4 protein-coding genes are annotated in these 14,269 nt (G+C 71.3%); all 4 read left to right on the top strand.

Features of this window, described 5'->3' with window-relative positions:
- Positions 1–191 precede the first annotated feature (191 nt).
- The 4 genes from FBQ73_RS02160 to FBQ73_RS02145 all read left to right on the top strand — a co-directional run bounded on the left by FBQ73_RS02160 (position 192) and on the right by FBQ73_RS02145 (position 14,267).
- On the top strand, positions 192–956 hold the full coding sequence (locus tag FBQ73_RS02160; RefSeq protein WP_138397888.1) for a thioesterase II family protein: 765 nt from the start codon (positions 192–194) through the stop codon (positions 954–956).
- A gap of 202 nt (positions 957–1,158) precedes the next feature.
- A complete protein-coding gene (locus FBQ73_RS02155) occupies positions 1,159–2,913 on the top strand; it encodes an AMP-binding protein (protein WP_138397887.1) in 1,755 nt (584 codons plus the stop codon).
- Positions 2,914–2,920: 7 nt separating this feature from the next.
- Positions 2,921–8,761, top strand: a complete 5,841-nt coding sequence (locus FBQ73_RS02150; RefSeq protein WP_138397886.1) for a type I polyketide synthase — start codon at positions 2,921–2,923, stop codon at positions 8,759–8,761.
- Positions 8,762–8,771: 10 nt separating this feature from the next.
- Positions 8,772–14,267, top strand: coding sequence for a type I polyketide synthase (locus tag FBQ73_RS02145; RefSeq protein WP_138397885.1), 5,496 nt, complete (start codon positions 8,772–8,774; stop codon positions 14,265–14,267).
- The last annotated feature ends 2 nt before the right edge of the window (positions 14,268–14,269 follow it).

Raw genomic sequence — 14,269 nt, 5'->3', positions numbered from 1 at the left:
TCGGGTGACCAGTGCCAAGATTGCGTTGCAGTGTGATCCGGGGTGGCGATATCTGTTCATGCGCGGAAAAAAGGCCGTGGCGCAGAAAACACCCCCGGCCTGATCCGCAAAACGTGTAAAGATTCTATGGGCCGCCAGGGGATTGCGTTGCAGTATTATACCGCCTTCCTCCGCCATCTTGTTGCAATCAGATGAATATCGAACCCTCACCCTGGTTTCTAGGGCGCGCGAGGCGGGAGACGCCTCGCTTCCGCCTGTTCTGCCTTCCTTTCGCGGGCGGCAATGCCAGCTTCTATACCTCCTGGCAGGCGGTCATCGATCCCGCCATCGAGGTGGTGCCGGTTCAACTGCCCGGTCACGGCGGGAGGATCCGCGAGGCGCCCCTGGAGACCATGGACGAGATGGCCGATGGACTGGCGGATGCGATGGTGCGCCGGCTGGATCTGCCCTACGCCGTGTTCGGCCACAGCATGGGCGCGCTCCTTGCCTTCGAAACCCTGCGGCGGCTGAGGGCACGGGGGGCCTTGATGCCGGCGGCGCTGTTTGTGTCGGCCCGCCGCGCGCCCCATCTGCCGCCCTCCCGTCCGCCGCTGCATGTGCTGTCCGATGCCGAACTGGTCGGTGAGCTGCGCGCCCTGAACGGGACGCCCGACGTGGTGCTGGGCGATCGCGAACTGCTGGACCTGCTGCTGCCGGTGATCCGCGCCGATCTCACGGCGGTCGAGACCTATCGCTTCCGCGAGATCCTGCCGTTCAACTTTCCCATCCATGCTTTCGGCGGCTCGGCGGACTCGATCGCGGAAGACGCGTTGCAAGCCTGGTCACGGCATGCGACGTCGGGTTTCAGCATGAGGCTGTTTCCCGGCGATCATTTTTATTTGAATGACCATCGCTTATCTGTGTTGCTGGCGTTGGGCTCCCTATGCCCGGTGACAGTAGGGAATGGGGATCCCTGATCGGCGCGGGCGATCGGCTCGCACGGTTCGGCACACTCGCGCATAGCATCGCGCTCGTGTCCGCGAACTGCGGCGGGCGGGCGTCGCTCCCCCTGGCGTCGCTTGACGCCGGCGTGGCCGATTTGTAGCGTTGCCGCAAAAGAATAAAGATTTGAGTTACAACGGTTTTCTGGGGTGGAACCTCTAGATTGGGGGCGATTTCTTGAACGTCGCCAGCATTTTCGCCCACATGCCCGGCGACAGGCCTTGCCTGTTGTTCGATGGCGCGACTCAGTCCTATGCCCAGATCCGGGCCCGGGCCGCTGGCGTGCGCGCCCGGCTTCTGGCCGAAGGCGTCGGGCGCGGGGATTTCGTCGCGCTGGTGCTGCCCAACGGGCCGGAATTCGTTGCCAGCTATCTAGGCGTGCTCAGCCTGGGAGCCGTGGCGGTCTGCATCAATCCCATGCTCGCGGAAGTCGAAACCGCCTTCATCCTCGCCGACAGCGCCTGCCGGCTTGCCCTCGCGCAGGGGGATGTCGCCGCGCGATTGTCCCTGAACGGCCTGCCCGTGCTCGATGCCGGAATCGGCCCCGCGCCGGGAGCGTGGGCGTCGGAGGAGGTCCCGGATGATCATCCTGCCGTCATCGTCTATTCCTCCGGCACCTCGGGCCGCCCCAAGGGGGTGATGCTGTCGCACGGGAATGCGGCGTTCACCGCCCGTTCCAAGGTGCGCTACATGGGCGTCACCGGCGCCGACCGGCTGCTCTTGTTCCTGCCGCTGCACCATTGCTTCGGCCAGAACGCCATCCTTTTGCCGGGCCTTTTTGCCGGGGCCTCCGTGGTGCTCCAGCGGCGGTTCGACCGCGCGGCGGTGCTTCAATCGCTGCGCACTGATGGCGTCACCATGGTGTTCGGCGTCCCCACCACCTTCCTCGCGCTGGAAGGTCGCATCACGCCGGCCGACAGTCCTGCCGTGCGCTACTGGTTTTCCGCCGCCGCGCCCTTGCCGCTGGAGGTGGAGGAGCGCTGGCACCGGCACATGGGCCTGCCCATCCACCAGGGATACGGCCAGACCGAGTGCTCGCCCTTCGCCACCTATAATCACATCCACAGCCTGCGCCGCGGCAAGGTGGGCACTGCCATCAACGGGGTGGAGTTGCGCATCGTCGATCCCGCCGACGGCCGCGACCTGCCGGCCGGCGAGGCGGGGGAGATTGTGCTGCGCGGCCCCAACGTCATGCTGGGCTACCTCAACCGGCCGGAGGATACCGCGAAGGCCATCCGCCAGGGGTGGCTGCACACCGGCGACATCGGCCGGCTGGATGCCGAGGGCTATCTGTCGGTGGAGGACCGGTTGACGGACCTCATCATCGTCGGCGGCCGCAACGTCTATCCTGCCGAGGTGGAGAATGCGCTGTACGCTCACCCCGCCGTGGCCGAGGCGGCGGTGTATGGCGTCTCTGATCCATTCCTCGGCGAAGAGGTCTGGGCCAATGTGGTCCTCAAGCCCTCCGTCAGCGTCGATGCGCAGGAGCTGGAGGCGGTTTGCCGGCGCAGCCTCGCCGCCTACAAGGTGCCGACCGCCTTCGTCCTCGTGGACGCCCTGCCGCGCAACCCCACGGGCAAGATCCTGAAGCGCGAGTTGCGCGCCGCCGCCCGGCCGGTGGCTCAGGACCCGGCGCGCCGCGAGCGCGGCTCGGAACTGGACAGTTCACGGCTCGAATCCTGGGTGCGGGACTGGCTCGGTCGCCATCTCAACCTGTCCCCCGGGGCCATTGAGCGCGACCGCGCCTTCGCCGAATACGGGCTGGATTCGGTGCTGGGCGTCGCTCTGGCGCGGGAGCTTGCCGCGCCGCTGGGCCGATCCGTCGACCTGACCCTCGTGTGGGAAGCATCTACCCTCGCCGGGCTGCTGGCGCGCCTGCGCGAAGCCGGTGCCGCCTCCGCCGGGGCCTGCGCCGTTCCCGCGGCGACATAGCCGGGCCATGGCGGAGCCTGTGACATCGCGCGACGGCCTCTCGCAGGCGCAAGCTTCCGCTCAGGGGGACGCCATCGCCATTGTCTCCGCCGGCTGCCGCTTTCCTGGCGGCGCCGACGACCTCGACGCCTACTGGCGCCTGTTGCGCGAGGGGCGCGACGCGGTGCGTCCGGTGCCCGCCGACCGCTGGGACGTGGACGATCCCGGCGCGGCCCGGGCCTATGCGCGGGACATGGCCAGCCTCGACGATATCGCGGGGTTCGACGCCGGCTTCTTCGGCATCTCCCCGCGCGAGGCGGCGTCCATGGACCCGCAGCACCGCCTGCTGCTGGAAGTGGCGTGGGAGGCGGTGGAGCGCGCCGCATGGTCGCCGCAGGTGTTGGCCGGATCGAACACCGGCGTGTTCATCGGCATCTATTCCGATGATTACACCCAGGAGCGTCTTTACCGCCGCGCGGCGGACCAGATCGACGGCCATGCCGGCCTTGCCATGATGCGCAGCCTTGCCGCCGGCCGCATCGCCTATGCGCTGGATCTGCACGGGCCGGCCTTGGCGCTGGATGCGGCCTGCGCCTCGTCCCTGCTCGCTATCCATCTCGCCTGCCGCAGCCTGCGGGCGGGGGAATGCGACCGGGCGTTGGCGGGCGGCGTCAATCTCATCCTGTCGCCGGAAATCACGCTCGGCCTGTGCCAGATGAAGGCGCTCTCGCCCACCGGGCGCTGCCGCACCTTCAGCGCCGATGCCGACGGCTTCGTGCGGGGCGAGGGTTGCGGCGTGGTGGCCCTGCGCCGCCTGGATGACGCGGTGCGCGAAGGCGATCCCGTGCTGGCGGTGATCCGTGGTTCGGCGGTGAACCATGACGGGCGCAGCAACGGCATCTCCGCGCCCAACGGTGCCGCACAGCAGGCGGTGATCCGCGCCGCACTGGCCGATGCCGACGCTCCCGCCCGCTCGGTGGGCTTCGTGGAGGCCCACGGCACCGGCACCATTCTGGGCGATCCCATCGAATTGCGCGCGCTGGGCGCGGTCTATGGGGCGGCGCGCGCCGCACCTTTGCTGGTGGGATCGGCGAAGACCAATTTCGGCCATCTGGAAGCGGCTGCCGGGGTGGCGGGCTTCCTCAAGGTAGTGCTGGCGTTGCGCCATGGGGAAGTGCCACCGAACCTGCATTTTTCCACTCCCAACCCCTATGTGCCGTGGGCGGCGCTGGGACTCGCGGTGCCCACCGCGCCAGCGGCTTTCCCGGCCGAAGGGCCGTTGCGTGGCGCGGTGAGCGCCTTCGGCATGAGCGGCACCAATGCTCATGTGATCCTGGAAGCCGCGCCGGTGCTGGCGGAGGCGCCCGCGCCGCGCCGTTCCGGCTACATCGCCGCCCTGTCCGCTAAGAGCGAGGCGGCACTGCGGGCGCTGGCGGCCCGGCAGGCGCGGGCCCTCGCGCGGCGGCCCGAGGCTGATCCTGGCGCGGTGGCGCTGACCCTGAACGCCGGGCGCGGCCGCTTTCCGGTGCGTGCCGCCGTGCCGTTTGCAGACGTGGGCGAACTGGTCGGCAGGCTCCAGCATCTGGCGGATATCGCCATCGCGCCATCGCGCCGGCCGCAGGTGCTGTTCGCCTGCGCCGATGGCGACGGTCTGCCGGCTGACGGTGGGAGCGCCCTGATGGCAAGCGATCCGGCCTTCGCCGCCGCCGTCGCGGCCTGCGCCGAGGCGGGTTTGCCGGCCGCGCAGGATGGACCGGTGGCCGCCTTCGTGATGGCCTATGCGCTGGCCGCCCTGTGGCGCAGCTGGGGCCTCGCCCCCGATCACATCGCCGGGCAGGGCGCCGGCGAGGTGGTCGCCGCCTGCCTCGCGGGTGTTTTCTCGCTGGCCGATGCTGGTGCCCTGCTGCGTGCCCGGCAGGCGGCGCTGGGGCGCACGGATGTGGAGGATGGACGGCTCGATTTCATCGCCGCAGTGCGCGGCCTCGCCCTGAAGCCGCCGGCCGTGCCGCTGCTGTCGGGCCTGCTTGGCCGCGAAGTCGTTGCCGAGGTCACCAGTCCCGCTTACTGGTGGGCTCAGCTGACAGGCACGCCCGCTCCTGCGGCGGAGGCGGCGCCGGACACGTTCGTGATCCCCATCGCGCCCTCCGGTGCCGTGTGGGCGGACATCGCCCCGCGCCTTGCCGCCGCGCATTTGGCGGGGCTTGAACCGGACTGGACGGCGGTGGATGCGCCGCGCCGGCGGCTATCGCTGCCCACCTATCCGTTCGAGCGCGGCAGCTATTTCATCCCTCGCCCCGATACGGTTTCGGCGCATGCGCCGCACGGCCTTGCCGGCAGCCGCGTGGACCTCGCCGGGCGCGACGAGGTGCGCTTCAATCTCACCCTCGGGGGCGAACGGCTGCGCTTCCTGCTCGACCACCGGTTCGGCGGCCGGGCGACCTTCCCACTGGCTGCCTTCGCCGAGGTTGCACTCCAGAACGGTCGGGCGGTTCTGGGGGCCGGCGCCGGGGTTGAGGATCTGGCGATCCTTCGCCCGCTGCTGCTGCCGGACCGGGGCGGAGTGGAACTGCAGAGCGTCGTCGGCGCCGACGGGGGTTGGCAAGTGTTCGCGCGCGGAGCGGACGGCGGCTGGACCCTTCATGCGACTGCAAAGCTCGCCTCCGCGCCGGCGCCCGAACCGGCATGGGACGCCGGCCTTGCCTCCGCCATCGCCACGCCGGGCGCCGCCGTCTATGGCGGGCTGACGCAGTTCGGTTTTGATTACCGCCCGGCCTTTCGCGGCCTCAAGGACCTCGCGATGGTCGCGGAGGGCGTCATCGCCCATGCGGAGCTGCCGAAGGAAAGCGGGAGCGCCGCCGACTATCTCGTCCACCCTGCGCTGCTGGATGCGTGCCTCGTCGCCTCAAGCGCGATCCTGCCGCAACTAGGGCCGGGCGTGACCTGGATGCCGAGGGGCATCGGGCGGGTGGCGGTGTTTGCCCCGGCCGGCGGAGCGGTCACCGCGACGCTCCGCCTCCGGGATGATCCCGCCGCGCGGACCTGCCATGTGGATCTGATCCTGCGCGACGGAGTCGGGCAGATGGTGGCGCAGCTCGACGGCGTGGCCTTCGCCCGGATCGCCCATGGCGCCGATGTGGAGGACGAAGGCCTCGCGACCCAGCCGGAGCTGCTGCGCCTGCGCTGGCAGCGGGCGGACCTGTCCGCCCCGCCCGCACCACGCCTGTTCGCGCTGCTGGGCGACGATGCGGCGATGGTTCGCCAACTGGCGGATGCGCTGGCGGCGCGTGGGCAGGTGATGGCGGATCATCCACCCCCATGGGACGCCGGCGCGGATGCCCTCGCTGGCTGGATTTCCGACCTGCGGGCAAGGGCGCCTGACGGCCGCTGCCATATCGTTTACCTCGCGACCACGCCGGCCGATCCCGGCGCGGCGGAGGTGCCGGCCTCCCATCTTGGCCTGCTGCAGCTTGTCCAGGCGGCGGGCCGCTCGGCCCATCGCGCCACGCTGCGCCTGGACGTGGTGACGCGCGGCACCCAGCGCGTGGCGGGAGAGCCGGTCACCGGCGTGGCGGAGGCCGGATTATGGGGGCTGTCGCGGGTGGCGGCGTCGGAATATCCCGACCTCGGCCAGACCCGCGTCGATCTCGACCCCGAGGCGGGGGACACGGATCTTTCCGATCTCGCCGCCTGCCTCATCGCCGCGCCGTCGGGGGAGGACCTGGCCCTGCGCCGGGGCGCGTGCTTCGCGGCGCGGCTGGTGGCGGATCGCCCGGCGGAGCCGGAGCATCCCATTGAACTTCCACAGTTCGACGGCCGCCCGCCCGGCCCCGGCGAAGTGGTCATCGACGTGGTGGCGAGCGGCCTCAATTTCCGCGACGTGCTGCACGGCATGGGCCTGTTGCCGGACAGTGTCGACGCCATGCCCTATGGGCTGGAATGTTCCGGCGTCATCGCCGCCGTGGGGCCCGGCGTCGCTGGCCTTGCCGTGAACACGCCGGTGATGGCCGGCCTCACCGTGGGCAGCCTCGCCGGGCGGGTGCGGGTGCCGGCGGCGTTCGTGGTGCCGAAGCCGGAGAGCCTGTCGTTCCGCGATGCAGCCACCCTGCCGCTGGCCTTCCTCACCGCCCATTACGCCCTCGACCGTCTGGCAGGATTGAAGCGCGGCGAGCGGGTGCTGATCCATGCGGCGGCGGGCGGCGTCGGGCAGGCGGCGATCCAGGTGGCGCAACGGGCCGGGGCGGAAATCTTCGCCACCGCCAGCCCCGCCAAATGGGGCCATCTGCGCCGCCACGGCGTGACCCACCTGTTCAACTCGCGCACCGCCGGCTTCGCGGAGGAGATCCGCCGCCGCACCGGCGGACGGGGCGTGGACGTGGTGCTGAACAGCCTCTCCGGCGAGGCCATCGCCGAGAGCTTCGCGGCGCTGGCCGATGGCGGCCGCTTCATCGAGATCGGCAAGATGGGCATCTGGAGCGCGGCCGATGTGGCGGCGCTCGACCGGAACATCGCCTACCACCCGTTCGACCTGTGGGATATCAAGCAGGACCAAGGTCTTATCGCGCAGATGATGGGTGAGATGGTCACCCGTCTCGCCGATGGCACGCTGGTGCCGCTGCGCTCCGAACTGTTCGCCATCGCCGATACCGGCGCCGCCTTCCAGCACATGGCCCGGGCGCGGCACATGGGCAAGATCGTGCTGTGGCAAGCGGCGGCGCCGGCGGGCGACATGGTGCGCGGCGACGCGACTTTCCTCGTCACCGGCGGGCTCGGCGCGCTGGGCCTACATGCGGCGTCCTGGCTGGTGCGCCACGGCGCGCGCAGTATTGCTTTGGTGGGCCGAAGCATGCCGGGGGACGCCGCGCGGGAGGTCGTGGAGGCGTTGCGCCGGGCCGGGGCGCGGGTGGAGGCCTTCCAGGCGGACGTGGGCGAGCCGGCGGAGGTGGACCATCTGCTCGCGGCGGTGCGGGAAAAAATGCTGCCGCTGCGTGGGCTTATCCATGCCGCTGGCGTGCTCGACGACGCCTTGCTGGTGAACCAGAGCCCAGCGCATTTCCTGCGTGTTCTCGCGCCCAAGCTGCGGGCGGCTTGGCTGCTGCACCGGGCGACCCTCGATGAACCCCTGGAAATGTTCGTTCTTTACGCCTCGGCGTCCGGCCTGCTGGGGCTGCCGGGGCAAGCCAATTACGCCGCCGCCAACGCCGCCTTGGATGCTCTCGCCGAGCATCGCGCCAGCCTCGGCCTGCCCGCTCAGGCCATCGACTGGGGACCGTGGGAGGGGGCGGGAATGGCTCAAACGTTGGGTTCTGACGGTATGGGCCGGATCTCGCCCGCCGCCGGAGCGGCGGTGCTGGGGCAGCTCATGGCGCGTCGCCCCGGACATGTGGCGGTACTGCCCACCGGCTGGCAGGCCGGATTGAGGAAAGGCCTTGGTTCAACAGGACTTTTGGCAGGGTTCGCCGCCGCTATGCCGCCACAGGATGGGGGGCCGGCCGCCCCGCCGTTCCGCGCCCGGCTGGAGGCGGCGGGGACGGAGGAGAGGGCCCGCCTGCTGCGCGCTCATGTCCGGCAACTCGTTGCCACTGCACTCGAATTTCCAGCGCCCGAGGCGTTCGACCCGGCGCGTCCGCTGGAGGACATGGGCTTTGATTCCCTCATGAACATGGAACTCAAGGCGGCGCTGGAGAAGGATCTGGGCGTCCTGCTCAAGGCCACCCTGGCCTACGATTATCCGAGCATCGACGCTCTGGTGCGCCACCTCGTCGACGAGGTGCTGGCCTGGCGCGAGGAGGCCTCCGCCGCGGCCCTCACCGAGCCGCAGGACGATGCCGAAAGCGCGCTCCTCGCCGAGCTTAATGCGTTGAAATATTGAGGCTTAATCCATGCCCGACCGCACCGCCGGCAGCTCTGCGACCACCACCGAACGGGCGTTGCGCGCGATCCGCGATCTGCGCGCCAAGGTGGATGTGCTGGAGCGCCGGCAGGGCGAGCCGGTGGCGATCGTGGGCATGGGATGCCGCTTTCCCGGTGCCGCAGACCTCTCGGGGTTCTGGGACCTTCTGGTTCGGGGCGCAGATCCCCTCGGCCCGGTGCCGCAGGACCGCTGGAACATCGACAGCCTCTACAATCCCGACCCCCAGGCGCGCGGCAAGACGGTGAGCCGGGAAGGCGGCTATCTGCCGAACCTCGACAGGTTCGACGCCGACTTCTTCGGCATCACCCCGCGCGAGGCGCCGTTCATCGATCCGCGCCAGCGGCTGGTGCTGGAAACCGCCTGGGAGGCGCTGGAAGACGCCGGCATTCCGGCCGACCGCCTCGCCGGCTCCCTCACCTCGGTGGTGGTGGGCACGCTGACCAACGACTACAACCAGCTGATCACGGCGGACGACCGCTGGGTGTCCGCCGCCACCGGCACCGGTACCTCCAATTCCATCATCGCCAATCGCCTGTCCTATGTGCTGGACCTCCATGGCCCCAGCCTCACGGTGGACACCGCCTGCTCGGGCTCGCTCTTGGCGCTGCACCTTGCCTGCCAGACCCTCCGCAATGGCGAGGCGACGGTGGCCCTGTGCGGCGGGGTGGCGGTGAATTTGGTGCCGGCGCCGGACATCTGCTTCTCGCGCATGGGCGCGCTCTCCCCGCGCGGGCGCTGCCACACCTTCGATGCCGCCTCCGACGGCATGGCGCGGTCGGAAGGCGCCGGCATGGTGGTGCTGAAGCTGCTGTCGCAGGCTGAGGCGGACGGCGACCGCATCTATGCCCTGATCCGCGCCAGCGCGGTGAACCATGACGGGCGCAGCAACGGCATCGCCGCGCCCAACGGGCAGGCGCAGGAAAGGCTGCTGCGCGAGGCCTATGGCAAGGCCGGCATCGCGCCCGGCCGGGTGCAATATGTGGAGGCCCACGGCACCGGCACCATCGTCGGCGACCGCATCGAGCTGCAGGCCCTCGCCAACGTGCTGGGCACCGATCGCGCGCCGGGCCACGGCTGCGCGGTGGGCTCGGTGAAGAGCAATATCGGCCACACCGAATCCGCCGCCGGCATCGCCGGCATCATCAAGACCGCGCTGGCCCTGAAGCACCGGTTGCTGCCGGGAAACCTGCATTTCGAGACCCCCCATCCGGCGCTGTCGGAAGCGCCCTTCGCGCTGGAGGTGCGCACCGCCGCAGGACCCTTTCCCGCGCCGGGGGAACCCATCGTCGCCGGGGTGAGCGCCTTCTCGTTCGGCGGGGCCAATGTGCACGTGATACTGGAGGAGGCGCCGGCCGCCATCGCCCCGGCTGCTGTCGCCTCTCCTGCCGTCTCCGGTCCCGCCGAAGACGCTGCGGCTTATGTGCTGCCCCTGTCGGCGAAATCGCCGGATGCTTTGGCGGCGCTGGCCCGGTCCTATGTGGCCTTCCTGCGCGCGCCGGATGCGCCGGGGCTCACCGACATCTGCGCCACCGCCGCCCTGCGCCGGACTCCCCACGCCTTTCGCCTCGCGGTGGTCGGCACCAGCCGGGAGGAGATGGCCGCGCGGCTGGAGGCGCATCTCGCCGGCGAGGACGCGCGCCATGTGGCCACTGGCGCCGTGCCAGACGGCGAGGCGGGGATGCCGCTGGCCTTCATCTTTTCGGGGCAGGGCTCCCATTGGCTGGGCATGGGCCGCGATCTTTATGCCACCGCGCCTGCCTTTCGCGCGGTGATCGACCGGCTGGATGAGCTGGTGCGCGCCGAGGCCGGCTGGTCCCTCATAGATGAGCTGAACGCGGCACCGGAGGACTCGCGCCTCGATGACATCGACGTGGTGCAGCCCGTCCTCTTCGCCATGCAGGCCGGCCTTGTGGCCCTGTGGCGGGAGCTTGGCGTGGTGCCGAATGTGGTGCTCGGCCAGAGCATGGGCGAGATCCCCGCCGCTTTCGCCGCCGGCATCCTCTCGCTGGAGGATGCGGCGCGGGTCATCCTCGCCCGCAGCCGGCTTTTGCGCACCAAGCGCGGGGTGGGCGCCACCGCCGTGGTGGGCCTGCCGGCGGCGGAGGTGGAAGCCGCGCTCGCGCCGCAGGCCGACAGGCTCGCCGTGGCCGGCGTCACCAGCTTCGCCTCTACCCTCATCGCCGGGGAGGCCGAGGCGCTCAGGGCCTATCTGGCGGAGCTGGAGGCGGCGGGCATTTTCGGCCGGCTGCTGGAGAATGTGGACGTGCCCGCCCACAGCCCGGCCATGGATAGCCTGCGCCCGGCGCTGGAATCGGCCCTCGCCACCATCGCGCCCCGGCCGGCGCAACTGCGCTTCCTCTCCACCGTGACGGTGAGCGACGAGCCCGGCCCGAACCTCGACGCCGCCTATTGGAGCCGCAACCTGCGCGACCCGTTCCGCGTGGCCGATGGGGTGGCGAAGCTCTCCCGCGAGCGGGCGCATCTGTTCCTGGAAATCAGCCCCCATCCGGTGCTGGTGGGGGCGCTGCGCCAGATCCTCCGGCATGTGGGCGCGGACGGCGTCGCGCTCGGGACGCTGACGCGGGAGGGGGATGGGGCCCTGGATCTCGCCACCGCGCTCGGCGGCCTGTGGGCCAATGGCTTTGCGGTGGACTGGCGCCGCGTGCTGCCCGCGGGGCGCTGCGTGTCCCTGCCGGCCTATCCCTGGCAGCGCGCGCATTTCTGGGTGGACCAGATCGCCGCCACCACCGGCGGTTCGGCCGGCGCGCGCAAGGCGGGCAGCCATCCCCTGCTCGGCGCACCGTTCGCGGCGGCGTACGGCGGCGCGCACTTCTGGGACGGGGAGATCGATATTTCGAGCCTGCCGTGGCTGCGCGACCATGCCCTCTCCAGCGTGCCCGTCTTGCCCGGCGCGGCCTATCTGGAGATGGCGCTGGCGGCGGCGCGAGAGGCCATGCCGGGGCAACGCCTCGTGCTGGAAGGCGCCCGCTTCGAGAAGATGCTGCTGTTGCCCGAGGGCGAGGCGCGCCGCCTGCAGGTGACGCTGACCCGCACCGGCGGCGATGGCGCTGATGTGGCGGTGCTGAGCCGCCCGCTTCAGGGCGAGGATGACTGGACCCTGCACGCACGCATCGGCGTGCGCAGATCTGGCCCCGAGGCGCCGGCCGGCCCTGCGCCGGCAATGGAGGAGGCCGCCGCGCCCGTCGATCTCGCCGGTTTCTACGGCCAGTTTGCCGCCGGTGGGCTCGATTATGGCCCGGCCTTCCGGGGCGTGCGGGCGCTGCGGGCCGGTGCGAACGAGGCGTGGGCGGAAGTGGCATTGCCCGAGGGCCTGTCCGACACCGCCTTCGGCCTCCATCCGGCGCTGCTGGACGGGGCGTTCCAGGTGGTGGCCGCCATCGGGACGGAGGGGGCCGGCGCGCGGCCGGTCTACCTGCCGCAGGGCGTGGGCACGCTGGCGCAGCTTGCGGCCGTGCCGGCGCGGGTGTTCGTCCATGCGCGGCTCGCCGCCGATGCGGTGCCCGGCGCGCCGCGCCTTGCCGCCGACCTCACCCTGAGCGACGCCGAGGGCACGGTGGTGGCGCGCGTCACCGGCCTTGCCCTGCGCCGGGTGGACGAGATGCGGCCCAAGGCCAGCGCGTCCCTGCGCGACAGCCTCTATCATCTGGAGTGGCACGAGCGCCCGCGCGCGCCTCGTCCTCTGCCAGCCGATGCCTCCGGCCTGTGGCTGCTTTCAGGGGCGCCGGGGGCCGTGGCCGACAGCCTCGCCGCCGCCCTGCGCCAGCGCGGCGGGGCGGTGCGTTTGCTCGCGCCCGGGGCGGACCTTGCGGCGGACTTCGCCGCCGCCGGCGCCGCCCTGCGCGGCGTGGTGCTGCTTGCGACCGGGGCGGGCGGCGCGGATGTGCCGGAGGCCGTGTTCGAGGCGGTGGCGGGGCGCGCCCTTCCCGCCGTGAGGGCGCTGGCGGAAGGGGCGGCGCGGGCGCGGCTGTTCATCGTTACCCGCGGGGCAATCGCCTGCGATGGGGCGGACCCGGCCCCCGATCTGGTGGCGGCGCCGCTCTGGGGTTTCGGTCGGGTAGTGGGCATGGAGCATGCGGAGATCTGGGGTGCGCAGATCGACCTTGATCCCGGCGACCCCGCCGGCTCCTGCGCGGCGGCGGCAGACGAGATGCTGGACCTCGGCGACGACCGGGAGATCGACGACCGGGAGATCGCCCTGCGCGCCGGCCGGCGGCGGGTGGGCCGCCTCGCCCGCCTGCCGAAGCCGGACATTGCGGCCGGGCCGGTGCTGCTGCGGCCGGATGCGAGCTATCTCGTCACCGGCGGCTTCACCGGACTTGGCCTTGAGACGGCGCGCTTCCTGGTGGCACGCGGCGCCCGGCGGCTGATCCTCATCGGCCGCACGCCGCTGCCGCCGCGCGCGGACTGGGCGGCACTGCCCGCCGAAAGCGAGGCGGGACAGCGCGTCGCCGCCGTGCGGGGGCTGGAACAGCTGGGCGCCTCCGTGCGGGTGGAGGCGTTCGACGTGGCGGATGAGGCGCGCCTCGCTGCCTTCCTCGCCGGCTATCGGGCCGAGGCGCATCCGCCCATCCGCGGCGTGGTGCATGCGGCGGGGGTGATCCAGGACGCGCTTCTGCTGCGCATGAGCGCGGGCGACATCGCTGCCGTGATGCGGCCCAAGGTGGTCGGCGCCCTTGCGCTCCACCGGCAGACGGGAGACCTGCCGCTGGATCATTTCGTGCTGTTCTCCTCCGCCTCCTCGGTGCTGGGGCAGGTGGGGCAGGCCGGCTATGGCGCGGCCAATGCCTTCGAGGATGCGCTGGCCTGGCACCGCCGCGCCGCCGGTCTTCCGGCCACCGCCATCAATTGGGGGCCGTGGGCGGACATCGGCCTGTTCGCGCGCCTTGGCCTTGCCGAGCGGGCCGGGCTTTCGGGCGTGGAGCCCATCGCGCCGGAGCAGGGCATGGCGGCCCTCGACCACCTCATGGCCCGGGGCGCGACCCAGGCGCTGGTGCTGAACGCCGACTGGGCGCAGGTGCCGGCCTCGGCGCGGCTGGAGCTGCTTCAGGCGGCGGCGCCCGACACCTCTTCCACGAGCGCAGGCATCGCCGACCTGCTGCTGATGCCGCCGGCCGAGCGCAAGGCCGAGCTGCGGGCGCGCCTCGGCGCCATCGTCGCCGCCGTGCTGCGCTTCGATGCGGACAAGCTCGACCACCGGCGCGCGCTGACCACCTTGGGCATGGATTCCATCATGGCGGTGGAAATCCGCAACCGCATCAAGCGCCAGTTCGACCTCACACCCAGCATCGTGGACCTGTTCACCGGATCGGTGGCGCGCCTGGCCGACTGGCTGGACGGGGAACTGGCCGCCGACGACCGCCTCAAGGCCCTGCTGGACGAGATCGAGGACCTGCCGGAAGCGGAAGTCGAGGCGCTGCTCGCGTCCGGGCAGAAGGTGGCCTGACC

Source organism: Xanthobacter autotrophicus, from assembly GCF_005871085.1.
Taxonomy (GTDB): Bacteria; Pseudomonadota; Alphaproteobacteria; order Rhizobiales; family Xanthobacteraceae; genus Xanthobacter; species Xanthobacter autotrophicus.
This window is presented reverse-complemented; position numbering and strand designations above follow the sequence as displayed.

Coding starts and splice junctions, on each gene's coding strand:
- FBQ73_RS02160 (WP_138397888.1), top strand. CDS start 192: ATGAATATCGAACCCTCACCCTGGTTTCTAGGGCGCGCGAGGCGGGAG.
- FBQ73_RS02150 (WP_138397886.1), top strand. CDS start 2,921: ATGGCGGAGCCTGTGACATCGCGCGACGGCCTCTCGCAGGCGCAAGCT.
- FBQ73_RS02145 (WP_138397885.1), top strand. CDS start 8,772: ATGCCCGACCGCACCGCCGGCAGCTCTGCGACCACCACCGAACGGGCG.